Below are 23,794 nucleotides of genomic sequence, written 5' to 3' on the forward strand. Positions count from 1 at the left end.
AACTGGGTCGGTCTGTTCGTGGTGCATCGATCACCAACTTCTCCGCTCAGTCAGTATTCGCAACGCTCCAAACGTTGCTTTCAGACCGGCCAGATGCGATTTCATGTCCCAAATACCGAGGTGAATAATCCAGGGCAAGGGCTTTGCCAGTGCGCGCAGTACCATGGATGGCCTCAGTAAGACTATCGGCGGCGCGTCTGATAAGCTCAAAGCCCTGGGCGGCAAACTCACCGGTATCGGTGCGGGTATGACGGCGGGCATCACTGTCCCCTTCCTAGGGGCTGTGAAGTCCACCGCACAATTTGAAGACAGCATGAACAAGGTGCGCGTCACCCTGTTAGGCGGTCAAAAAGAAACGGCAGCATTTAGGCAGACTTTTAGCGGGCTGCAAGATGATGCCTTGAAGCTGGCGGCAAAGTTCCCCGTGAATGCTCAGGAAGTCTCTGATTCTATGCTTGAATTAGCTAAATCAGGGCAGAGCGCGAATAACATCATGGATATGATGCCGGGTATTTTATCGGCTGCTTCAGCATCTGGCGAGGACGTAGCTACCACAAGCAATACGGTATCTGCTGCCCTGGCCGGTTTTGGTCTTCAGGCCAAGGATGCCGGGCGGGTTGCCGATGTGCTGACTAACTCAGCAAACGCAAGCAAGGCCGGTATCGCTGATATGGGCGAGGTGTTCAAATATGCGGCCCCTACTGCTCACACGTTAGGGATCAGCATGGAAGAACTTTCTGCCGCGTCTGGCCTCATGATGGATAAAGGGCTGGAAGCTAGTCAAGTTGGTACCACCCTAACGATGGCCTTCACCCGTATGGTTAAACCAACCAAACAGGCGCAGGAAGTCATGGATAAACTGGGCTTTAGCGCAGTGGATCAGAACGGCAAATTTAAGAGCCTCACAACCATCGTAGGCGAGCTTAACAAAGCGATGATCAATTACACGCCAGCACAGAAAACAGCCGCCCTGAGCACGATCATGGGCACTGAGGCGGGTTCTAAGTTCCTGATGCTGATGGATAGCGGGGCTGGCAAGATCGCGGCTAACACCAAAGCGATCAGCGAACGCGGCACCGCCGAAAAAACGGCTGCTGAGATGCAGAAATCGCTTAGCGCAAATATCGAAACGTTAGGCGGTTCATTCGATGCACTCACTAAGTCGATCATGAGCCAGAACACGCCGGCTATTACAGCCCTAACGCAAAAGATCACTGGCCTGGTTGATGGCTTCAACAACATGAGCGATAGTACTAAGGGCACGATCGCAACGATCGCGGCCATTGCTGCTGCTATCGGGCCAGTGCTGCTGGTGGTTGGCCCGCTAACGTCTGGCCTAGGTACAATGGGTACGGCTTTAGCCTGGCTGGTAACACCAGCGGGGCTAGTGGTCACGGCCTTGGCTGCCCTGGCTGCCGGTTTCGCCTATATGATGGCAACTAACAGTAAGTTCGCGTCATCAGTCAAGAGCGTGCTGGGATCGGCCCTAGATATCGCAAAAGGTCTCATAAGTTCATTACAGGCCGCTTTCACCGCCGCGCTGCCAACGATCCAGAGCGTGGTTTCGGGCATGGTCACGGGCGTTAGCAACGCATTTGCTGGGCTGAAAGGAATCTTTAGCGCTGCCTGGGAAATCGTGAAATCGTTCGTTAGCGGCTTCCTGGAAGGCTTTAAGGGTCTTAGCACCGGCATTGGTGGATCACTAAGCCAGATCATCCCCGCTATGGGCCTATTATCTGGGCCAATGGGTCTGGTGATCGGCCTGCTGAAGCAATTCGGCCCACAGATTGCCGCCGTGGCGACTAGTGTAGGGGCACAACTCATGCCGGTATTCAGCTCACTAGGCCAAGCCCTGGGCGAGATTGTCGGCGGTGTTATCCCGCCGCTGCTAGCCGCGTTGGCTTCTATCGGCCAGATTGTGCTTCAGGTGGCTACGCAAGCATTCGGCGCATTGCTGCCAATCTTGCCGCAGATCGCCGGCCTTCTAGGCCAGGTAGCGCCGTTGTTCACACAGCTAGGCCTCATCATTGCTACTGTGGTCTCACAAGTCGCGCCGTTGATCACTCAATTAGTTAGTGGGCTGTCCCCTGTTATCACCACGATCTTCGGGGTAATCAAGAATGTGATTCAAGCCCTAATGAACCTGGTCAGTGCAGTGCTGCCAGTCATAACCACGATTCTAACCACGATCATGAATTTGATCCAAACCCTGATCCCTATCGTGCTATCAATCGCCTCAGTCGTGGTCTCAATCGCAGTCCCGATTATCAGCGCAATTCAGCCAATCATTGCGCTACTTGGCACCATCCTGAGCGGTGTCGTCAATCTGATTGCTGGTGTCATCGCGACAGTAACGCCGGTCATTGCGTTTATCGCTGGTGTGATCAGCAGCATCATGAGCGTGATCTCACCGATTGCAGCGTTTATAGGCGGGGTGTTCTCTACAGCGGTCACATTGATCACTGGCGCATTTAATACGGCTGCCACGGTTATCGCTGGCTTTATCAATGGTGCTGGTCAAGTTATCGGCGGCATTGTCAAAGTCGTAACCACGGTAAGCGGGTCAATCGTCAAAGTCTTCAACTCACTGAGTTCAACTGTTAGCCGCATCTTTACTGGCATTGGTAGTGCAATCACCGCAGTCTTTAACGGAATCAAAGCCGCCTGGGGTGGCCTCACTGGTTTCGTTGGTGGCATCTTCAGCGGGATCAGTAAAGCGGTTGGCAAACTGGTCAGCTCAGTCAAGGGCCTGGTCAATGACGTGATCGGCGGCATCAATGGTGCTATCGGTCTGATCAATAAGATTCCTGGCGTTTCGATCGGTAAGATCCCCTACCTGGCGCGCGGTACCGATAACTTCCAGGGTGGTGCTGCCCGCATCAATGAGGGTGGCCGTGGCGAGATGGTTATCTTGCCGAATGGTTCGCAAGTGATTCCACACGATGTAAGCATGAAGGCTGCACGTGAATCAGCAGTGAACCAAACACGCAACTTCACCGATAGCCGTGATGCAATCACCTACAACTACGGTGATGTGGTTCTGAACCTATCGCCTCAGATGAACAGCGAGGCGGATGTAGAAAAGCTATCCACTCAATTAGCCTTCCTGGTTGATCGCAAGCGGCGCGCCTAGGCGTGCTGAAACCAGACAGAAAGGGGGCTAAAACGTGAACCAAAGTGAACATTTGAAATACTTTACCCGCCTTCCCGTAAAGCAACAGAAAGCCATCACCCTCATATTTGAGGGCACCATGAGCCTGAAGGATATCGCCAAAACTGTAAACGTCTCACGCACTACCCTATACAAGTGGTCTAAACGTGATGATTTTGATACGGCACAAGGCGAGTTTGCGGCTTATATGCTAGCGCAGAGTTCGTACCAGTCAGTGCGCACTCTAACTAAGTTGATGCACTCTAAATCTGAGATGATGCAGTTCAAAGCTGCGGCCTATGTACTTGATCATTCAGGACTAGGCCAACAAGCCACAACGAACACAACACCACCAGAGCTAGCAGCTATGGACTGGGCTGACCTGGTACGGGAAGCGGAAACACTAGAATAACAGAGGAGAGCAACGAAAATGGTTGATTACGAAAAGAAATACAAAGATCTATCTGAGAACATCAAAGCTTTAGGCCACGATGATGATGATCCGGTAATGCAGATGCTGGCTAAATCTGATCAGTATGATCCTGAGACTGATCCAGAGGCACAACACCGGGCTGCTATCGCCAGTGCGCAGACTGGGCAAAATGAGGCCGCTGTAAAGCGCCATATCTTGCAGATCAAGGATCCAATGCGCCGGCAGCAGGAAATCGCTAAGAACATTGACCTGTTCAAATAAGGGGGAAGCATCACATGGCTATTGAATATAAAGAGATTGATGACTGGTTTGATCAGCATTACAGCCAGATTCAAGGCGTCATCAAAGACCTATCCGATTGGCTGGACAAGCTAAATGATCAGTTGAATCAGGCTAAGTCATCAACAAGCGCAGATGCATATCTGCAACGGGCTAAGCTCACTGGTGATATCACCAACACTAAGAACGCCCTGGCTGCCGCTAAGCAGGAATATGAGACCATGAAGCAGAACGATGTTGATGAGGTCACAAGCCTGTTCTATAACGCGAATAATCAGCGTAGCGTCAAAGAACGCCAGTACGCACATGATCATTACACCGCACCAGCTAGCGAACTTGTAAAACAAGCCTATAAGCTAATGCGCGAGCGGTATCAGCATGAGGCAAATGATATTCGTCTACTGGCCGCAAAGGTGGATCAGCACGCAGATGAGATTAGCATGATCAACATGATTGACAAACCTAGACTTGCATTCAAGAACGATGATGCACTGAAACAAGACGTTATCGACTTGCTGAAATAGTCCAGTAACTGGAAGGGCACCCACAAAGGGTGTTCTTTTTCGCACTTTTCATGGATACGGTTCCCACCGTATTTAGGCGTTTCAACTTGTGGCGACTTTATGAGGAGATTGTTAGCCGTGAATAATCGAACGATTGAACGTTACTATTCAGTTGATTTAAGGCAGATCATGCACGAAAGGAATAAGCGAATGATGTTTCGATTCACGCTGCCTAACTCCCCTGATGGGTTTGCTGATCTGAACGCTAAGACAATCACGCTGCACCATGAGCAGCTACGGCTAGCCACAACCCGTTCTGGTTTCGGGGGACAGAATTATTTCTTTCGTTGCCCTGACTGCAATCGGCGTTGTCTATTGCTTTATCTCATTTCTGGCAGCTATCACTGCCGGCAATGCTTAGGGCTAGTTTACAAGTCGCAACAAGCCACTAAGACCGATTGGACGCGAGTATATAATCAAGCTGAAAAGTTGGCGCGGCGTATTGATCCCAGCTTTAGGTTCAAAGACTACATTTCAACCTTTGGCGTTATCTGGGCCATGTTTCCAACAAAACCAAAGAGAATGCACTGGGCTACGTATTATCGGCTGCGGGATCGATTTGTTTGCACGGTTGAAAAAGCGAACAAACTAAACGGCCTAGATATGATCCAAGCGTATAAGAATTTGTTATGAAGATTATAAAAAAAGAGGCGTCACCCACTGAGGGTGGCGCTGTTTATCTGCCCGCAAACTGTTAAATAGTTAGTGGTCATACGTTTGGTCATATCTGGTCATATATTTGGTCATATTCGTATGACCAGACAGATATTCTGACTTGCTAAAAGTAAAAGAAAACCGCGATTTATCAGGCTTTAAACGCCCTCATCAATCGCGGTAAATGTTCGCTTCTGGGTGGTCAGGGGATCGAACCCTGGACCCACGGATTAAGAGTCCGTTGCTCTGCCAGCTGAGCTAACCACCCATGAATCGCTGTCGTCATCACTTGACGACTTAAATATATTATCATGCAAGCCTTACTGGCGCAACACCTTTTGCCAAAAAAGTCCAAATAATGCGCGAAAGCCAGCGATAAATGCCCGCGCCCACATAAAAACGCCAGACATCTTTGCCTGACGTTTCGCATTCATTTAGTCGTTATGAACTTCGAAGAGCGGGTGGATCGACTGGTTCGTCGAGATCAGCTTGATAGCCTCGGCCAGCATCGGACCCACAGACAGGATCTTCATGTTCGGCAGGTGCTTTTCGGCCGGCAAATTAATGGTGTCGGTCAACACGATCTGCTTGAGATCCAGCTTGCTGAGCTTGGTGGCTGCGCCGCGCGAGAGCACCGCGTGCGTTGCGGCCGCGTAAACATCGAGGGCCCCTGCTTTACGCAGTGCCTCAGTCGCGTCGATCACGCGCTCGCCGGTGTCGATCATGTCATCGATGATGATGGTGTGCTGGCCGCGCACATGGCCGATGACCCCGACTTCGCCGTTATCCGTCCGCTTGTCGACGATGGCGATCGGCGTGTTGAGCAGCTCGGCCAGCGCGCGGGCGTGCTTCGTGCCGCTGTGGTCAGGCGCGACCACGACAACGTTTTCCGCACCAAGGTTCAAACCCTTGAAGTACTTAGCAAAAAGCGTCATGGCGCGCAGGTGGTCAACTGGCAGGTCGAAGAATCCCTGCAGCTGATCGGCGTGCAGGTCGATGGCAACGAAGCGGTCAATGCCGTCCATTGTCAAGAGGTTTGCCACCAGCTTAGCCGTGATCGGCTCGCGCGACCGCGCCTTGCGATCCGCGCGCGCATAGCCGTAGTATGGCACGACAACGTTAATCGCGTGTGCCGAAGCCCGGCGCAGTGCATCAACCATGATGAGCAGTTCCATCAGGTTCTCGTTGACCGGATCGGAAATCGGCTGGATCACGTAGACATCCGCCCCACGGACAGAATCGTCAAGGTCGATCGCGATTTCGCCGTCGGCAAAGTGCTTCACAGACGCAGGCGCCAGCGGCACCCCGAGTTCTTGAGAGATTTTTTGCGCCAGCGGCACATTGCCGTTGAGCGTGAACAGTTTGATTCCTGCCATGATTCGCTCCTTTATTTGCGTGCTTGTCGCCTTCGATTATACGCGAAATCCGCGGTTCTGGCTATTCTTAGGCCACGGGGTTTCAGAAAATCACTCGAGTAATGATGAAAACGCCTCAACCCCGGCGTTTACCCGGCCTTTTCGCCCGGCGCCGGCCTCACTGGTCTATAATGAAGGCAACGTGTTGAACGGAGGCGGTATCATGGTCGAGCGTTTGCTCTCTTTGAAAAATAGTGTCAACTTGCGCGAGCTCGGCGATTACCCGGCAGCGGACGGCAAGGTCATTGCCCCGCACAAACTGCTGCGCTCCGGCAGTCTGTCGGAGCTGACACCGGAAAATGCCGTCTGGCTGCGCAACTACGGGCTCAATGTCGTCGTCGACCTGCGTTCGGACAGCGAGGTCGCCATGAGCCCGGACGTGCTGGCACCGGGGGTCACATACAAGCACCTGTCCGTTTATCCCCTCGACAACAATGGTCTGGTCCAAAAAATCGGTCGGCACCTGCGCGCGCATTTTGATCACCGCATGGATCCGATGGCAGAAGTTTACCTGAAAATGCTCACGGATCCGCACGCCAACAACGTATACCGCGAACTGTTCAGCCTGCTGCTGGGCAATCCGGAGCCCGGCCGCTCAGTCCTGTTTCACTGTGCGGCGGGCAAGGACCGCACGGGCATCGGCGCGATGATGATCGAAGGCGCACTGGGTGTGCCTGAGGCCACCATCCGCGAGGACTACCTGCTGACTAACGCCGTGTTCTTCGCACCGACGGAAGAGGTCCAGGCAGCGCTGAAAACCGGCGCGAGTGCCCTGGTCGACCGGATGAATCAAAATGCCGCCGAAACTTCCTGCTATGTGGCCGTGAAAGATCTGATCGACAACGACTACGGCGACTGGCCGCATTACGTCATGCAGCAGCTGGGCTTTTCGGCGACAGACCTCAAAGATTTGCGCCGGCTGTATCTGACCGATTCGCATCAGTAGGCAAAACACCCCTATCTTCGTATAATGAAAGCGGTTCTAAGGCATCTACGCCGGCGCCGCTTTTTTTGGTGGAAAATCTGTATAGACCGGTTGACATTTTCTCCTGTACGTTCGATAATGGACTAGACCAAAACAAGGAGGAACAGACATGAAAGTTATTACTGTTAAAGATAAAAACGAGGGCGGCAAAAAGGCCTTCGAGCTGATTAAGCAAGGCATCGACAACGGTGCCAAGGTGCTGGGGCTGGCGACCGGCTCCACGCCGATCCCGCTGTACCAAGAAATGATCGCCAGCGACCTCGACTTTTCGAACATGACCTCTGTCAACCTCGACGAGTATGTGGGCCTGCCGGAAGACAACCCGCAAAGCTACCACCAGTTCATGAAGGACAACCTGTTCAATAAGAAGCGGTTCAAGCACTCCTATGTGCCAAATGGTAACGCGGCAGACATCGAGCAGGCAGCCAAGGACTACGACCAAATCATCGCGGACAACCCGATCGACATTCAGATCCTGGGTATCGGCCGCAACGGTCACATCGGCTTCAACGAGCCGGGCTCAAGCTTTGACTCCACCACGCACAAGGTGCAGCTGACCGAATCCACGATCGAAGCCAACAAGCGTTTCTTCGATGATGAAAAGGACGTGCCGCGGTACGCCATCTCCATGGGCATCGGCTCGATCATGAAGGGCAAGCAGATCATCCTGATGGCTTACGGCGAAAACAAGGCCGACGCCATCAAGGCCACGATCGAAGGCCCGGTCACCGACCACGTGCCGGCTTCCGTGCTGCAGAACCACAAGGACGCCATCATCATCATTGATGAAGCGGCCGCTTCCAAGCTCAGCAAGTAATTCCCGTTTGACGGCCGCGAGCACGAGCTCGCGGCCGTTTTTGTATGCAGCTATGGTAGAATAGCCCTATTAAGCTTGTTGGAGGATCACATGACCAAAGCAGTTTGTTTTTTTGATCTCGATGGCACGTTGCTGAACAAAGAAAAGCAGGTCCCTAAGGAAAACCTGGACGCAATCAAACGCATGCAAGCCAACGATGTCCTGCCGGTGATTTGCACCGGCCGCAACCGCTGGGAACTCGCCGATCTGGTCGCGCAAACCGGCGTTGACACCCTGATCTGCGGCAACGGCGCGGATGTCTTTTATAAGGGTCAGCACCTGTTCCAAAGCCCGATCGGCGCCCCGCAGCTCGCCCGGTTTGTCGCCCAAGCAGACAAAGACAACGTGGCAATCAGCTTTTATAACGACTTGCACGTCGCGGCCACACACCATGACGATAACATCGAAGGCAATTACAAGCTCGTACATCAAGCCAAGCCGCAGGTCGATCATGACTTCTACCGGCGCGAGCCGACGGTGATGATGTTGCTGTTCACCCCGAACACAGACGCAGGACGGGCAGTGGGTGCCCAGTACGTGGCCGCCTTTCCAGAACTGGCCTTTTTCCGCAATGGCCCCTTTGCGCTGGACGTAGTGAACGCCGGCATTAATAAGGCCACTGGTATCGATATTCTGACCGACCGGCCCGAATTTGCCCGCATCCCCACTTACGCGTTTGGCGACGGCAACAACGACATCCCGATGCTTAAGCGCGCCACTGTAGGTGTCGCAATGGGCAACGCGCTGCCACAAGTGGCGGCCATTGCCGACTACCAAACGACCGACTATCAAAAAGGCGGAATCGTCGACGCCTTGACCCACTTCAACCTGATCTAACATCACCCGGGAAATAATTGAACTTAGCGGTCCGCGTCACTGGCGCGGACTTTTTCTTGCCTCACTTGACGACAGTAAAATAACACGGTCAGCAGAATCGGTGCTGACCGCTTTGGAGAAAACACCGGATCCACACCGCCCAGACGATACCCTCACTCCGTTGGCCTAAATCCGAGACGATTCAACTAGAAAGTCGCTCTTTGCCCGCCATTAGGAAACTTATTTTCGACTGCCGTGTATTCAGCGTTGACTTTGCAAACGTGTGTTCGTATACTTGGTGTCAGTGAGAGAAGTAGCACCGACTTTGTGAAATTTACGTCTGTGAGTGGCCAAGTAAAAATATTTTTTTCGTGGCTGGTCAGAGCGTACCATGATATGCTTTCATCCTTGTTTCAATGCTGGTTCGCCGATTTTGGGACTTGACAGCCTGCCCCTTACGGCCACGCCAAATTGGACGCTTGTGAAAGTTGGTTCACGAAATTTCACGAACTAATTTTACCTGGCCGGCGGCCCTTACTCTGCTATAATTAATGTCACAGCGATTACCTGTTTGCACATTCCGGAAGGCAGGCCATCGGCTCGATCTGGAATTTGGAGGAAATGGCAATGTTGGATCAATCTGTTGTTAAACCGATCGTCGCGCTTGACGATCACAGGTACATCGCAATCATCCCAGACGCCGAATACAATCTCGAGGTGTGGGAGAAAAAGAACGGCCGGTCGCACCGGATGGGCCGGATGGACTACAAATTTCACCGTGACACGTTTGCCGGTTTCATCTACCGACTGATGCCGTCGGTTAATTTGGTCCAGATCCACGACCTGCAAAAGCAGATCAATCCCTACTTTGATTTAGAAGTTTAACTTGCGGAGGCGGCTTATGGATGCATTGGTAACCAAATTACTAATCATGGGGATCGTGGCGCTAGTGGCAACGCTCTGCCTGATCTTCGCAGAATGGCGGACGAAACAGCTCTCCTGGCGTGCGACTGGCCCGAAAGGCATCGTTGCAGTCATTGTTACCGGCGTCATCATTAGCCTGCTGACGGTACGTTAGAGGCCGTCTCTTGCTTGCTTAAAAATGACTAGACCCAGTGCCGGGTGATGCGGATCGCCGCGGTGCTGGGTTTTCTTTTTGGCCAATCACCAGGCCTGACGCCTATCTTGTGGGTGCTTTGCAAACGGCCACCCACATCTGGCCCATTTTGAGCTGTTAAGCCGGCTGATTTCGCGTATAATGTAAAACGTTATTGTTTTGACACTACTGGTCACAGAAAGAAGCAGACGCATGATCTATATCCTCGGAAGTATCGGTGCGGGTAAAACCTCCCTCACAAAAATCCTGTCACAGGATCTCAATTCCTCGGCCTTTTATGAGGACGTCGAAGGCAACGGCATGATCGCCAACATGTTGCAGAAGTTCTACTCCGCCGGCGAAGATAGTCGCAAAACCACTGGCACCATTTTGCAGATTGCCTTTCTGACGTTCCGTTATCAGCAGCTCAAGAAAGCCATCCTGCAAGAAAACGCCGTGATGGACTCCTCACTGGAATCCGATTTCGTCATGGCCAGCCAGCTGCACAAACACGGCGAGATCGATGACATCGACTTCAACGTCTACGTCACTTTGTCCCAGGAAATGCAGGCCAACGTCAACGGCAGTCCCTGGAATGGCATGCCCGACCTGGCTGTCTACCTGAAGATCGACCCGGAGCATGAGATTGACGAGATCCAGGGCCGTGGCCGCGAAATGGAAGACATTCGCCAAAAGCCGGAACTGATTGACTACTACCACCGCGTCAACCAAGCCTACCGCGACTGGTCCAAGGGTTACACCCGCTCCACGCTGCTGACCATTGACCGCGACAAGTACGATTTTGTCAACGATCATGACGATCGCAACGCCGTGCTGGACCAAATTGAAAGCAAGCTGGTCGAACTGGGCAAGCTCCCACCGGCCGAATACAAGCAGATTCAGCAAAAGCGTGCCTAACGTGCGCTGCCCGAAACGCAAACCGGCACTGACCGCAATGGTCAGTGCCGGTTTTTCGTTAGGCGCCAGGCGCCACTTTCGCGATTCGGCCTTGCTCGACATAAACGGACAGGATTGCCACATCGGCGGGGTTAACCCCGCTGATGCGGCTGGCCTGAGCCAGCGTCTGCGGCTGGATCTTGGTTAGCTTCTGCCGCGCCTCGGTGGCCAGTCCGTTGATGGCACTGTAGTCGATCCGCTCCGGGATCTTCTTGGCTTCCATCCGCTCTAACTTGGCGATGCTTTGGTTTTCCTTTTCGATGTAGCCGGCGTACTTCAGGGAGATTTCCACTTCCTCAGTAATGTAGTGATCCAGCGGCATTTCCCGGGGAATAAATTGCATCAAGTCCTGATAGGACACTTCCGGCCGCCGCAGGAAGTCGCTCGCCAGCACACCGTCCTTCAAAGGCGCGGCATTGATGCTGGCTAGCCAGTCGTTGACCTGGCTCGGCTTAAGGCGAGTCGTCTCGAGGCGCTTGATCTCCTCCTCGATCGCCGCCTTCTTAGCCTGGAACTTGGCGTAGCGAGCGTCAGAGATGAGACCCAGTTGGTGCCCCATTTCGGTCAGGCGCAGATCTGCGTTATCGTGGCGCAGAATCAGGCGGTACTCGGCGCGGCTTGTCAGCAGCCGATACGGCTCATTGGTGCCCTTGGTGACCAAGTCGTCGATCATCACCCCGATATAGGCGTCGGAGCGCTTCAGGGTGAAGCCAGGCTTGTCCTGGGCGCGCAAAGCGGCATTGATGCCCGCCATGATGCCCTGACCGGCTGCCTCTTCGTAGCCGCTGGTGCCGTTCATCTGGCCGGCGGTGAAGAGATTCTTGACGATTTTCGTCTCCATGGTTGCGGTCAGCTGCCACGGCTCGATCACGTCGTACTCGATGGCGTAACCGGGGCGCATCAGTTCGGCGTGCTGCAGGCCGGCGACGGAATGCAGCATTTTCAGCTGGATCTCTTCGGGCATGGACGTCGAAAAGTCACCGACGTAATATTCCTCGGTGTCGCGGCCCTCGGGCTCCAGGAACAGCTGGTGGCGCGGCTTATCGGCAAAGCGCACGACCTTGTCCTCGATGGACGGGCAGTAGCGCGGACCGACGCCCTTGATCACGCCGGAGAACATCGGCGCGCGGTCGAGGTTCGCGCGAATGATCGTGTGCGTCGTCTCGTTGGTGTAAGTCATCCAGCAAGACATCTGGTCCTTCAGATACACAGAATCCGGCGTTTCGTAGGAAAAAGCGTGCGGCGTGGTGTCGCCCGGCTGCTCCTCGGTTTGAGAAAAGTCGATCGAGTTGCCATCCACGCGCGGCGGCGTGCCGGTCTTGAAGCGGCGCAGCTTGAAGCCCTGGCGCTCCAGGTCTTCCGACAACTTGATGGAAGGCAGCGAGTTGTTCGGCCCTGACGAGTACATCAGCTCGCCGATGATGATCTTGCCGCGGGAAGACGTGCCGGCAGTCAGCACGACGCTCTTAGCGCGGTAACGCGCACCGGTGGCCGCAACGACACCCACGCAGGTGCCATCTTCGACCAACAGGCGCTCAACCAGTCCCTGACGCAGGTCGAGGTTGTCCTCTTTTTCAATCGTGTCCTTCATTGAGCGGTGGTAGGCAGCCTTGTCTGCCTGCGCTCGCAGCGCCCGAACGGCCGGACCCTTGCCAGTGTTCAGCATCCGCATCTGGACGTAGGTCTTGTCGATGTTGCGGCCCATTTCGCCGCCCAGCGCGTCGATTTCGCGCACCACGACACCCTTGGCCGGCCCGCCGACCGAGGGGTTGCACGGCATGAAGGCGAGCATTTCCAGGCTGATGGTGATCAGCAGCGTCTTTTGCCCCATCCGCGCGGCGGCTAACGCGGCCTCGCAGCCGGCATGCCCGGCGCCGACGACCACGACGTCGTAGGTGCCGGCCTCGTATTCACGTACTTTTGGATCTGCAGTCATAGTTGTGCCCCTTTTTAATTGAAAATTGCGTTCCTCGGTTACTTGCCAAGGCAGAATTGCGAAAACAGCTGGGTGATCAGCTCGTCCGGAGCGGCATCCCCAGTGATTTCACCGAGCTTGTCCCAGGCGGCGGTCATGTCGATCTGAACCAGATCGATCGGCATCCCCGCATCGATCCCGGCCAGCACACTTTTGAGGCTGGCCTTGGCCTGGCGCAGCAACCCGCTCTGCCGGGCGTTGGTGACCATCACGGTGCTTTGGCTGTTTTCAATGCCGCCGAAGAACAGGTTCTTGATCTGCTTGTCCAGTGCGTCCACCCCAGACACGTCCAGCATGCTGGTGCGGATGAGTTGCGCTTCCGGCACCAGGTTGGCCAGCTCCGCCATGTCGAGCTGTTGCGGCAGGTCCTGCTTGTTGAGCACGACAATGCGCTTTTTATCCTTGGTCAGGGTGATCAGCTCGCGGTCCTCAGCGGTCAGCGGCTGGCTGGCGTCCAGCACCAGCAGCACCAGGTCGGCCTGGGTGATCGCCTTGCGCGAGCGTTCAACGCCGATTTTTTCGACCTTGTCCTCAGTCTTGCGAATGCCGGCGGTGTCGACCAGCTCCAGCGGCACGCCGCGCACGTTGACGTACTCTTCCAACACGTCGCGCGTGGTCCCTGGCACGTCGGTGACGATGGCTTTATCCTCCTGCAGCATGTGGTTCAGCAGCGAGGATTTACCGACATTGGGCCTGCCGACGATGGCCGTCGCCAGGCCGTCGCGCAGCACCTTGCCCTGGTTGGCCGTCTGCAGCAGTTCATCGACGCGGCCGAGTACCAACTCCGCCTTTTCGCGAAGCATTTTGGTGGTCATCTCGTCGGTGTCGTACTCCGGATAATCGATGTTGACCTCAACTTGGGCGAGCACCTCGAGAATCTCCTGGCGCAAGTTGGTGATCAGCTTGCGCAGGTCACCGTCCAGCTGATCGACCGCCACCTGCATGGCCCGGTCCGTTTTGGCGCGGATCAGATCCATGACGGACTCAGCCTCGGTCAGATCAACTCGCCCGTTCAAAAAGGCGCGCTTGGTGAACTCGCCTGGCTCGGCCATGCGGGCGCCGGCGCCCAGCACCAGCTGCAGCACACGGTTAGTGCCGACGATGCCGCCGTGACAGTTGATCTCGACGATGTCCTCGCAGGTATAAGTGCGCGGCGCACGCATCACCGAAGCCATCACTTCATCGACCACCTCACCGGAATCCGGGTCGATGATGTGCCCGTAATTAATGGTGTTGGTCGCGACCTTCGTCAGGTCCTTGCCCTTGAAGAGCTTGTTGGCGGTCTGAACCGCCGTCTCGCCTGACAGGCGCACGATGGAAATCGCCCCTTCGCCAGGCGGTGTTGAAATGGCCGCGATTGTATCGTATTCAGTGACTGTTTGTGCCACGTTAATCGTCCTTTCCTAATCAGGCTCCGGCTTGGCAACGCCCGAGCATCTAGCTACGCCTAACGCCTCGCCGCCAAAACCCAGCGGCAACGCGTCAGGCTAGGCTAGCTGTCGGGCTAAAACCGCCAGCCTGCGCACCTTGACTTAATCGGGCTCCGAGTTCGCAACGCCCGAGCGCTCAGCTACGCCTGAAGGCTCGCCGCCAAAAATCGGCGGCAAACCTTCAAGCTAGGCTGATCGTCGGACTAAGACCGCGAACTCTGCGCACCTTGCACATAAAAAAAGTGCGTCGCCACACTGGTCCCCGGTCTGGGGATCAGTATGGACAAAGCACTTTGACTACTTTATCGCTTATTGAATTGCCTGTATCATACAAAATTGCGGGTGATCTGTCAAAACGTTGGGCGTTTGGGCGTGATCACGACGTAGCGCCGCGGGTCAAGGCCCTCGGAATGGGTGTCAACGTATTCGTTGTCCGCCAAGGTCTGGTGAATCGCCTTGCGTTCAAACGACGGCATCGGATCGAGGTAAATCGCGGTGCCGCGCGCGATTACTTCGCGCGCGGATTTTTCGGCCAGCCGGCGCACTGCGGCGTCGCGGCGTTCACGGTAGTCGCCCACGTTGAGCATGATGGTCCATTTACTTTTACCATAGTGGTTGAACTCGGTTTGGGCCAGGTACTGAATCGCGTTGATGATCTTGCCGTGCTTGCCGATGAGCAGCGCGTCTTTCGGCGTCGTCATCGCATACCAGACGGTGTCACCGCGGCGCTCGCTGTCGATCGTTGTGGGAATCTGCAGCTGGGTGGTGATGTCTTCCAAATAGCTCTGCACCAGCGCAATGGCCGTCTGGTCGTCGCGCACCGGCTGATCGCGGCGCAGGACCTCGGGCAGCTTAGGCTTTGGTAGTGGTGGCCGGTGGTGCGTTTTTGGTTTTGGTTCCGGTTTAGGCGTGGGGCTGGGCTCCGGGTTGATCTGCAGGTTCACGATCGCCGGCTTTTTGCCGATGCCTAAGACGCCCTTTTTGCCTTCTTGCACGACCTCAACAGACACGGCGGCGCGCTCCTGCTTCATTGCTTTCAGACCGGCGTCGATCGCTTTTTGGATCGTGGCTCCTTGGAAAGTGGGCATGATTACCTCCCGATTACTTCTTCAGTGCGCGCTTGTAGGCCTTGCGAACGGCTCTTTCGTGTTCTTTCTCGGCCCGGGCTTTTTCTTCCCGCTCCTTCTTCATCTTGAAGGGGTTTTGAAGCAGGAAGGTCTGAGCCAGTGAAAAGGCGTTGGTGACAACCCAGTAAATCGACAGGGCACTTGGGAAGCTGAACGCCACGACCAAAATCATCAGCGGCGATACCGCGGCCATGATCCAGTTCGTTGAAGTCCGCGTCGGCTGGGCCAGCGTGGAAACGACAGATGTGGCCAGGGTGAACAGCGCAGCCAGGATTGGCATGATGAAGTACGGATCAGGCTTGCCCAGGTTCATCCACAGGAACTGGCCGACTTTCAGGGCCGGGGTGCGGTAAATCGCCTGGTACAGGGCCAGCAGGAACGGCATTTGAACCAGCAGCGGCAGGCAGCCCATGACCGGGTTGACGCCCGCTTCGGCTTGCAGCTTCTGCGTTTCTTCGCGGAGCTTCTGCTGGGTCTCAGTGTCCTTGGAGCTGTATTTCTTCTGCAGTTCCTTGAGCTGCGGCGCGATGGCCTGCGTCTTGCTCATGCTCTTGATCTGGTAGTAACTCAGCGGGAAGATCAGCACCCGGATAATCAGGGTGAAGAGGATGATGCCGACCCCGACGTTGCCGCCGGAGATCTTCGCCAGCCACAAAACAAACTGCGCCGCGTTGTAAATGACGTAGCGGTCCCACGGGTTCGTCGATGCTTTAGTGACGGTCGACGTCCCGCAAGCGCTTAAAACTAGTACCAACGTAATAATGCCAAGACTCAGTAGGAGCCGTTTGGTCGATTTTTTCACGAATAAGTCCTCCAACACAAAACCGTATTCTAGATTGTTGTAACGTCTGACTCAGCGAGCAGGCCAGCCAGCTTCATGACATGGACCAGATTCTTCTTGGTTCCGGCCATATCGAGCTGGTTGGCGCTGCGCCGCGCGATCACGAGAAAATCCGCCTGTGGGTCGATGTCGGGCTTGAGCTCAAGCAGGCTCTGGCGGATGTAACGCTTGATCTGGTTACGCATCACCGCGGTGTGGCCGACTTTCTTGCCGACGCTGATGCCGACGCGAAAATGCTTCTGGTCACGCTTAAGCGTGTAGATCACAAAATTGCGGTTCGCGACTGATGCGCCGTTTTCAAACACGTCTTGAAATTCTGATTCCTTTTTAATGCGGTATGACTTTCGCAAAGCGCTCCCTCACAATCTGCTTACTAGTATACAAGACCAAGCCGCGCCACGCACGGGTTTTTCTGGGGGTGGGGCGGAATCTAACTATAAAAGGCGCGCGGCAGCTAATCGGGCTTTGCAGTCGCAACGCAGGAGTGGCTAGCTACGCTTAGGGCCTCGCCGCCAAAGAGCGACGGCAATGCCCTAAGCTATGATCAGACTGTAGCCGTTCACGGCGTACAGTCTGACATGCGTAGCGGCTACCCATCTCGCTAAGAACGCGAAACCGAAGCACCTTGTTATAATCGGGCTCCGGCTTCGCAACGCGGGAGTGGCTAGCTACGCCCAGGGCCTCGCCGCCAAAGCCCAGCGGCAATGCCCTGGGCTAGGCTACCCATCCCGCTAAAACCGCGAAACCGGAGCACCTTACAAAAAAAACCACCGACAGCGGTCAGTGGTTGGTTAGGCAGATAATACTTTACGTCCCTTAGCGCGGCGACGTGCTAACACTTTGCGGCCGTTCTTTGTGCTCATCCGCTTCATGAAGCCGTGTACGCGTTCGCGGTGACGCTTCTTCGGTTGGAAAGTCCGTTTGGTGGTCATAGGAACACCTCCTGTTATAGTTTGCTTTTTTATGCGTATTGCTACGCCGATTAACTGATTGTCAGTAAACAACTTTTCATTATACGGACTGCCCCGCATCACGTCAAGGATTCCATGAAAAAAATCGCCGCGTGAATTGTCCACAAATTGGCCACTTTGCGCACAAAACTGTGGACAACCTGTCGGCCAATTTTGGCCCAAATGCGATTATCCCCAGGCTAATGACCGGCTTATCTGCAAAATCACAGCCTGTCGAGAAACTTATCCACAGGCGGTTCGCAACCTGTTTAAAACTTGTGAAACACGCACCACGTCAGGCCCCACGTTTCACATTTCCGTGTGCATAACTTGCTTAAACGCTGATTTTTCGCGGTTTATTCACGTGTTGGGGACAAGGTTTTCCCGGCGCTGGGGAAAATTGCTTTACGTGGACGGTCAACATGTGGAAAACTTCTGATTCTGTGGAAAACTCTCCAGGGCAATGCTAAACTGAAAAGTGCGATGTCGCGAATCGATCATCCCCGGGGTAATCAGTTGGCGGCTTGATTTCGACTACATTTTTTCGGTTGCGGAGGGGCAATACGTGCCAAATATCGATGAGTTATGGGCATATTTAGAAGAGAAATTCCGGGCAGAAATGACCCCGGTCAGCTTTAATACCTGGGTCGGGGCGGTCAAACCGCTGACTTTGACCCAAACGACGATCACCGTGGGAGTGCCGTCGCAGCTGCACAAAACCTACTGGGAACAGAACTTAGTGACGAAGGTCGTCGAATGGTGTTACGAGTTCGGCAACCTAGAGATTTCGCCGGTCGTCAAGATCATGGGCGATGACTCGAGCGCCTCGAGCACCCAAGCAGCCGGGGCGCAGCCTGCCCAAGCGCAGCCCAACGCACCGATCCCGACCTACAAGGAGACGTCTCACCTCAATAGTAAGTACACCTTCGAGACCTTCGTCACCGGCAAGGGTAACCAGATGGCCCACGCCGCGGCGCTGGTCGTTTCCGAAGAACCCGGTGTGCTCTACAACCCGCTATTTTTGTACGGCGGAGTGGGGCTGGGCAAGACTCACCTGATGCAGGCAATCGGCCACCAGCTGCTGGAGTATAACCCGCAGGCCAACGTGAAGTATGTAACCTCCGAGGCGTTTGCCAACGACTTCATCAACTCCATCCAGACCAAGAAGCAGGAGGAGTTCCGGCAGGAGTACCGCAATGTTGACCTGCTGCTCGTCGATGATATTCAGTTCTTCGGCGACAAGGAAGCCACCCAGGAAGAGTTCTTCCACACGTTCAACGCTTTATATGAAAACAAAAAGCAGATCGTTCTGACCTCCGACCGCCTGCCCAACGAGATTCCAAAGCTCCAGGAGCGGTTGGTTTCTCGCTTCAAGTGGGGCCTGTCCGTCGATGTGACGCCGCCGGATCTGGAAACCCGGATCGCCATTTTGCGCAACAAGGCGAATGCCGAACACCTCGTCATCCCCGATGATACATTGTCTTACATCGCCGGGCAGATCGATTCCAACGTCCGCGAGCTGGAAGGCGCGCTGGTGCGGGTTCAGGCTTACGCCACCATGGCGCACGAGGACATCACCACCAGCATGGCGGCCGAGGCGCTCAAGAGCTTGAAGCTGTCGGGCAAGGATTCCGAGCTGTCGATTGCCAAAATTCAGGATATCGTCGCCAAATATTACCAAGTCTCCGTTAGCGATCTGAAGGGCAAAAAGCGCGTCAAGCAAATCGTCATGCCGCGGCAAATCGCGATGTACCTGGCCCGCGAAATGACGGACAGCAGTCTGCCGAAAATCGGGCAGGAGTTTGGCGGCAAGGATCACACGACCGTCATTCACGCCCACGAGAAAATCGAGCAGGCCATCAACGATGATTCAACGCTGAAGGATCAGGTCATTGAATTAAAGAACCGGCTGCGCAACCGCGGTTAGGGCTTGTGGAAAACTCTCGGGAAGCACACCGACTTTTGCGCCGAGTTATCCACAGGTGGAAAACTTATCTGTTCGGGTTTCTCAGCATTTTCCCCAAGGTCCACAGCCTCTACTACTATTACTTAAAAAGCGTATTATATAGATAACGCTACGCTTGGGAGGACAGAAAAATGAAATTCACGATCACACGTGCCACGTTCATCAAATCGCTGAATGATGTGTCCAGGGCTATTACCAGCAAGACCACCATTCCAATTCTGACGAACCTGAAGATGGACTTGACTGACAATGCCTTAGTCCTGACCGGCAGTGATGCCGACATCTCCATCGAAAGTAAAATCGACGCCACTAGTGAGCAAAACGACTTGCAGATCGAAGACCCTGGCAGCATTACCGTGCCTGCGCGCTTTTTCACCGAAATCGTTAAGCGTCTGCCGGAAAAAACGATGACCGTGGACGTTCAGGACAACTACCAGACCGTCATCACCAGCGGCAAGTCTGAATTTAAGATCAACGGCTTGGACGCGAACAACTACCCACGCCTGCCGGAAGTATCCGGTGAAGACGCCTTGACCGTGCCGGCCGACGTGCTACGGCAGCTGATCGCCCAAACCGTCATCGCCGTGTCCACGCAGGAAAGCCGGCCCATTCTCACCGGCGTCCACATTCAAATTGAAAAAGGCAAGCTGATTGCCGTGGCGACTGATTCTCATCGCCTGGCGCAGCGCACCCTGGACCTGCCGAGCGCTGGGGATGCCAGCTACGACGTGATTATCCCAGGCAAGAGCCTGACCGAACTTGGCCGGACACTGACTGATGACATCGACAACGTGGAGATTCGTTTTGCGTCAAATCAGGTCCTGTTCATCGCCGGCAACACATTGTTCTATTCCCGGCTGCTGGAAGGCAACTACCCAGACACCAGCCGCCTAATCCCAACCACCAGCACCACGACCATCGAGTTCGATGCGCCAACCCTGCTGTCCGCTATCGGCCGGGCCAGTCTTTTGTCGCACGAAAGCTCCAACAACGTCGTGCGCCTGGACCTGAACACTGCCAAGCAAACCGCGACCATCTACGGCAACTCGCCTGACGTCGGGAATGTCGAAGAAGCGCTCCAGTTCCAGAAGCTGGAAGGCGACGACCTGGAGATTTCCTTCAATCCGGACTACATGAAGGATGCGCTGCAAGGCGTCGGTGCGACCTCGATTGTGCTGGCCTTCACCGCGCCGCTGCGCCCATTCACCCTGGTGCCGACTGAAGACAAAGAACACTTTGTCCAGCTGATCACGCCAGTGCGGACGTTCTAACTGAAATCACCTATTTGCCCCTGCAGCCGATCCTGCAGGGGCTTTTCGTTTGCGTAATCTACGGCTAGAAAGGGGGCCGCAAGATGCGCAAGTGGTGGTTTGCGTTGGCGGTAGTCGTCGGTTTGTGGTGGGGCGGGGGCCAGCGAGTGGAAGCGGCACTGCCGTATCAGGATCTGTTGTTTGAGAATGTAACTTGGTCGCCGGGACAAACTCAGAAAGGAATATTATTTGCACCACCTACTGAATTGTGGGTCAAGGTTGACACGACACTGCCGGTCTATTTTTTCGGAACGGACAATCTTCGCTACGGTACGACAGCTGGATATACAGTGCATGTTAAACGGACTGATAACGACGAGAATGATCCGTCAGTTAAGGATGAGATATCAGGACCAAGGCCTGATTCAGCAATTCTTATCGATGTTAAAACGCTTGGCATCCAGAAGTACGATATCAGTCTTAGCTTCAATGGTGCCATTCTACCAAATCTTACAATGAAACTGATCTTGCACGTCGTGTCTGCACTTCCGCCTAATTTAAAACTGAACGCAGATGACTCACAAATATTTGACTTTGTCCCACTCCAGTTATTTCCGGTTGATGAATATGGGCATAAGTATATTGTGCAAATGTATAACGCGAAGGAAGCAAATCGCGTGGAGCCTCAATACGTTCAGCCAATAGTGACGCAGTCTGGTCGTCAACCCTCGCTGGAAAACAAATCGGTAGCTGTTTATATCAATTACGACTCTGGACCAGGCGTCGCAGGCGGTGTAAGGAGGCAGATTGGAACCTATACAATCGTCCATAAACCTGGCCCAATTACTGTGAATCAACAGGGGTCAGCGAGAGTCAAATTGCCCGTGATTATTCCACCAACCGCGTCGACGTACGTTCAATTCAGGTGGTTGAACCCAGCTAATGAGGCCACAGTATTACCGATTGAAGCAGACGGGACTGTTCAGTTTCAGGATTTGAAACCATCCAGTTTCCCCATGAAATGGCAGATCCAATATAAAAATAGCCCGTTCGCTTCTGTCTCAGATAATGTCTTGCCTAGCAACTTATTCGAGTACGCAGGTGTTCAAGGAAAATTTATTACCTCACAGAATTTAGACTTACCTGCCATCCCACTCCCGCCGCTGTTCTCTGGCACTTATACCCTCTCTCAAATCGCCAATGGCCCGATCGCGGTCGCCCCTGCCTGGCAGCAGTTGGACATCAGCGCAACCGGCCCATGGACACTGCAAATGAGCATCAAGGCGCCGCCAGCTCTGCCGATGCGATTAAGGTTAGGCGTGCAAGACACGGGGACGGGTGAGGCACCAATCGCGATTACTGGCACAGACAGTCAAGCCTTGTCCCTGGCTGAAAGCCGGCTGATGATTCCGAAAATGCGGCTACTTTCACCTGGTGAATATGCGGCAGATATTACCTTTAACCTAATTCGAGGGCCGACGCCCTAAAAAGGTGGCCATTTTCGCCGTAAAACGCGAGAATGGCCATTTTTCGCGTTTTGACCGTTTTGGTCATATTTGTGACCCCTTGACCAGCGTTGATTAAATCCGCCGCAGAACCGCTTAAAACGCCAAATTGGATTGAAGCCAATGCATTATTACGGTATAATATATAGGTAGTAAATTCGCTTATTGCGATAATCCTAACGTCAAAGGAGTGGCAGCATGACGACTGTGACGATCACAACCGCCTTCATCACACTGGGGCAGCTTTTAAAAGATGCCGGTGTCGTGGATAGCGGCGGTGCGGCAAAGTATTTTCTGAAAGAAAATGCGGTGCTGGTCAATGACCAGCCTGAAGACCGGCGCGGGCGCAAGCTTGAAGCCGGCGATACCGTGATTTTGCCGGATCAAACCAGCTTCACCGTGGCGCGCGCGTGAAGCTCGAACACCTAACGCTGCATAATTATCGCAATTATGCGGATGTCGATACCGATTTTTCGCCGCAGATCAACGTGCTGATTGGCGAAAACGCGCAAGGCAAAACCAACTTGCTCGAGGCGGTGTACGTGTTGGCGTTAGCACGGAGCCACCGCACCAATAATGACCGCGAACTGATTCGCTTCGGCGAGGACTTTGCCCGCGTGAATGGGCGCATCGGTCGCAGTAGTGGGCCAATGCAGCTCGAGCTGGTGATCTCGACGCAGGGTAAGCGCGCGCGGGTCAACCAGATTGAGCAACCAAAGCTTTCTCAGTACCTTGGCAAGTTCAACGTCGTGCTGTTTGCGCCGGAAGACCTTGCCATCGTTAAAGGAAGTCCGGCCAATCGCCGCCGCTTCATCAATATGGAATTCGGGCAGATGAGTCCTAAGTACCTGTACAATCTCACCCAGTACCGCACCATGTTGAAGCAGCGCAACGCCTACCTCAAGCAGCTGAAGTATCACCAGGCCAAAGACCTGGTGTACCTATCCGTTTTGTCGGATCAGCTGGCGGCGTACGGCGCTGAGCTGACTGCCGCGCGCGAGCAGTTGCTGCACCAAATGGCGGACTTTGCCGAAGTGATTCATAGCGGCATCACCAAGGGCCAGGAGAAGCTGACGTTCGAGTACCGGACGCAGGTGCCGTCAAGTGCCCGGGGGGATGTTCAAACGGCGTACACGGCGCTTCAGGACCTTTACAGCGAGCACCAAAGTCGAGAGATCGACCAAGGCACTTCGCTGGTCGGCGCCCACCGCGATGACGTCGCGTTCATTGTGAACGGCAAGGACGTGGCCAATTTTGGCAGTCAGGGTCAGCAGCGCACCACCGCGCTGGCCGTGAAGCTCGCCGAAATCGACCTGATGAAGGCTCAAACCGGGGAGTACCCGGTGCTGCTGCTTGACGATGTGCTGTCCGAACTGGATGACACGCGCCAGACTCATTTACTTAAGGCCATCCAAAACAAGGTGCAGACTTTTCTCACTACCACTAGTCTGGATGGTATTGCCCAGGAAATAATTGAGACCCCGGCCGTGTACCACGTGCAAAATGGGGTCCTGACCGCAGACTCTGCGGAAGCGTAAGGAGGAG

23 protein-coding genes and 1 tRNA gene are annotated in these 23,794 nt (G+C 54.4%); 16 read left to right on the top strand and 8 right to left on the bottom strand.

Going from position 1 to position 23,794, the window contains the following annotated elements:
* Nucleotides 1-163 precede the first annotated feature (163 nt).
* From JUE30_RS06530 to JUE30_RS06550, 5 genes are all read left to right on the top strand, one after another.
* Nucleotides 164-3,133, top strand: a complete 2,970-nt coding sequence (locus JUE30_RS06530; RefSeq protein WP_203624154.1) for a phage tail tape measure protein — start codon at nucleotides 164-166, stop codon at nucleotides 3,131-3,133.
* 34 nt (nucleotides 3,134-3,167) lie between these two features.
* Complete coding sequence (locus tag JUE30_RS06535; RefSeq protein WP_203624155.1) at nucleotides 3,168-3,563, top strand: phBC6A51 family helix-turn-helix protein; 396 nt, start codon at nucleotides 3,168-3,170, stop codon at nucleotides 3,561-3,563.
* An 18-nt stretch (nucleotides 3,564-3,581) separates the two neighbouring features.
* Nucleotides 3,582-3,845 (top strand): hypothetical protein, encoded by a 264-nt coding sequence (locus tag JUE30_RS06540; RefSeq protein ID WP_203624156.1) that lies wholly within the window; start codon nucleotides 3,582-3,584, stop codon nucleotides 3,843-3,845.
* A 14-nt stretch (nucleotides 3,846-3,859) separates the two neighbouring features.
* Entirely contained in the window at nucleotides 3,860-4,387 is a 528-nt protein-coding gene (locus tag JUE30_RS06545; RefSeq protein ID WP_203624157.1) for a hypothetical protein, read from the top strand.
* A 117-nt stretch (nucleotides 4,388-4,504) separates the two neighbouring features.
* Entirely contained in the window at nucleotides 4,505-5,059 is a 555-nt protein-coding gene (locus JUE30_RS06550; protein WP_203624158.1) for a hypothetical protein, read from the top strand.
* A 216-nt stretch (nucleotides 5,060-5,275) separates the two neighbouring features.
* On the opposite strand, the gene JUE30_RS06555 is transcribed toward JUE30_RS06550, so the two are convergent.
* Together JUE30_RS06555 and JUE30_RS06560 are read right to left on the bottom strand one after the other, a co-directional pair.
* Nucleotides 5,276-5,348: transfer RNA gene (locus tag JUE30_RS06555), tRNA-Lys, on the bottom strand.
* 166 nt (nucleotides 5,349-5,514) lie between these two features.
* Nucleotides 5,515-6,456, bottom strand: coding sequence for a ribose-phosphate pyrophosphokinase (locus JUE30_RS06560; RefSeq protein ID WP_125756827.1), 942 nt, complete (start codon nucleotides 6,454-6,456; stop codon nucleotides 5,515-5,517).
* A 202-nt stretch (nucleotides 6,457-6,658) separates the two neighbouring features.
* On the opposite strand from JUE30_RS06560, the gene JUE30_RS06565 reads away from it, so the two are divergent.
* The 6 genes from JUE30_RS06565 to JUE30_RS06590 all read left to right on the top strand — a co-directional run bounded on the left by JUE30_RS06565 (nucleotide 6,659) and on the right by JUE30_RS06590 (nucleotide 11,166).
* Nucleotides 6,659-7,441, top strand: coding sequence for a tyrosine-protein phosphatase (locus JUE30_RS06565; protein ID WP_203624159.1), 783 nt, complete (start codon nucleotides 6,659-6,661; stop codon nucleotides 7,439-7,441).
* 148 nt (nucleotides 7,442-7,589) lie between these two features.
* Nucleotides 7,590-8,297: a glucosamine-6-phosphate deaminase gene (gene nagB, locus JUE30_RS06570; protein ID WP_203624160.1), complete on the top strand. Its 708-nt coding sequence runs from the start codon at nucleotides 7,590-7,592 to the stop codon at nucleotides 8,295-8,297.
* A 90-nt stretch (nucleotides 8,298-8,387) separates the two neighbouring features.
* Nucleotides 8,388-9,173 (top strand): Cof-type HAD-IIB family hydrolase, encoded by a 786-nt coding sequence (locus JUE30_RS06575; RefSeq protein ID WP_203624161.1) that lies wholly within the window; start codon nucleotides 8,388-8,390, stop codon nucleotides 9,171-9,173.
* A 606-nt stretch (nucleotides 9,174-9,779) separates the two neighbouring features.
* Nucleotides 9,780-10,037, top strand: a complete 258-nt coding sequence (locus tag JUE30_RS06580) for a hypothetical protein (RefSeq protein WP_125756836.1) — start codon at nucleotides 9,780-9,782, stop codon at nucleotides 10,035-10,037.
* A 16-nt stretch (nucleotides 10,038-10,053) separates the two neighbouring features.
* A complete protein-coding gene (locus JUE30_RS06585) occupies nucleotides 10,054-10,230 on the top strand; it encodes a hypothetical protein (RefSeq protein ID WP_203624162.1) in 177 nt (58 codons plus the stop codon).
* A gap of 231 nt (nucleotides 10,231-10,461) precedes the next feature.
* Nucleotides 10,462-11,166, top strand: coding sequence for a deoxynucleoside kinase (locus tag JUE30_RS06590; RefSeq protein WP_203624163.1), 705 nt, complete (start codon nucleotides 10,462-10,464; stop codon nucleotides 11,164-11,166).
* 58 nt (nucleotides 11,167-11,224) lie between these two features.
* Here JUE30_RS06590 and mnmG read toward each other — a convergent pair whose 3' ends face one another.
* The 6 genes from mnmG to rpmH all read right to left on the bottom strand — a co-directional run bounded on the left by mnmG (nucleotide 11,225) and on the right by rpmH (nucleotide 17,510).
* Complete coding sequence (gene mnmG, locus JUE30_RS06595) at nucleotides 11,225-13,141, bottom strand: tRNA uridine-5-carboxymethylaminomethyl(34) synthesis enzyme MnmG (RefSeq protein ID WP_203624164.1); 1,917 nt, start codon at nucleotides 13,139-13,141, stop codon at nucleotides 11,225-11,227.
* A gap of 38 nt (nucleotides 13,142-13,179) precedes the next feature.
* On the bottom strand, nucleotides 13,180-14,568 hold the full coding sequence (gene mnmE, locus JUE30_RS06600; protein WP_203624165.1) for a tRNA uridine-5-carboxymethylaminomethyl(34) synthesis GTPase MnmE: 1,389 nt from the start codon (nucleotides 14,566-14,568) through the stop codon (nucleotides 13,180-13,182).
* A gap of 392 nt (nucleotides 14,569-14,960) precedes the next feature.
* The gene (gene jag / locus JUE30_RS06605) at nucleotides 14,961-15,698 is read right to left on the bottom strand and encodes an RNA-binding cell elongation regulator Jag/EloR (RefSeq protein WP_203624166.1); all 738 of its coding nucleotides are present in this window, start codon (nucleotides 15,696-15,698) and stop codon (nucleotides 14,961-14,963) included.
* A 13-nt stretch (nucleotides 15,699-15,711) separates the two neighbouring features.
* The gene (gene yidC / locus JUE30_RS06610) at nucleotides 15,712-16,539 is read right to left on the bottom strand and encodes a membrane protein insertase YidC (protein WP_239061372.1); all 828 of its coding nucleotides are present in this window, start codon (nucleotides 16,537-16,539) and stop codon (nucleotides 15,712-15,714) included.
* 29 nt (nucleotides 16,540-16,568) lie between these two features.
* Nucleotides 16,569-16,928: a ribonuclease P protein component gene (rnpA, locus tag JUE30_RS06615; protein WP_125756848.1), complete on the bottom strand. Its 360-nt coding sequence runs from the start codon at nucleotides 16,926-16,928 to the stop codon at nucleotides 16,569-16,571.
* Between the two features lie 441 nt (nucleotides 16,929-17,369).
* Complete coding sequence (rpmH, locus tag JUE30_RS06620; protein WP_003568442.1) at nucleotides 17,370-17,510, bottom strand: 50S ribosomal protein L34; 141 nt, start codon at nucleotides 17,508-17,510, stop codon at nucleotides 17,370-17,372.
* A gap of 583 nt (nucleotides 17,511-18,093) precedes the next feature.
* Between rpmH and dnaA the strand changes: the two genes are divergently transcribed.
* The 5 genes from dnaA (at nucleotide 18,094) to recF (ending at nucleotide 23,787) form a co-directional block, all read left to right on the top strand.
* Complete coding sequence (gene dnaA / locus JUE30_RS06625; RefSeq protein WP_203624167.1) at nucleotides 18,094-19,455, top strand: chromosomal replication initiator protein DnaA; 1,362 nt, start codon at nucleotides 18,094-18,096, stop codon at nucleotides 19,453-19,455.
* Nucleotides 19,456-19,625: 170 nt separating this feature from the next.
* Nucleotides 19,626-20,765, top strand: a complete 1,140-nt coding sequence (gene dnaN, locus JUE30_RS06630) for a DNA polymerase III subunit beta (protein WP_203624168.1) — start codon at nucleotides 19,626-19,628, stop codon at nucleotides 20,763-20,765.
* Between the two features lie 83 nt (nucleotides 20,766-20,848).
* Nucleotides 20,849-22,231: a hypothetical protein gene (locus tag JUE30_RS06635; RefSeq protein ID WP_203624169.1), complete on the top strand. Its 1,383-nt coding sequence runs from the start codon at nucleotides 20,849-20,851 to the stop codon at nucleotides 22,229-22,231.
* A 216-nt stretch (nucleotides 22,232-22,447) separates the two neighbouring features.
* Nucleotides 22,448-22,663 (top strand): S4 domain-containing protein YaaA, encoded by a 216-nt coding sequence (gene yaaA, locus JUE30_RS06640; protein ID WP_203624170.1) that lies wholly within the window; start codon nucleotides 22,448-22,450, stop codon nucleotides 22,661-22,663.
* The gene (gene recF / locus JUE30_RS06645) at nucleotides 22,660-23,787 is read left to right on the top strand and encodes a DNA replication/repair protein RecF (RefSeq protein WP_203624171.1); all 1,128 of its coding nucleotides are present in this window, start codon (nucleotides 22,660-22,662) and stop codon (nucleotides 23,785-23,787) included. The genes yaaA and recF overlap by 4 nt, the downstream gene beginning before the upstream one ends.
* The last annotated feature ends 7 nt before the right edge of the window (nucleotides 23,788-23,794 follow it).

The sequence above is a fragment of the Lacticaseibacillus sp. 866-1 genome (genome assembly GCF_016861825.1).
In the GTDB taxonomy this organism is placed as follows: Bacteria; Bacillota; Bacilli; order Lactobacillales; family Lactobacillaceae; genus Lacticaseibacillus.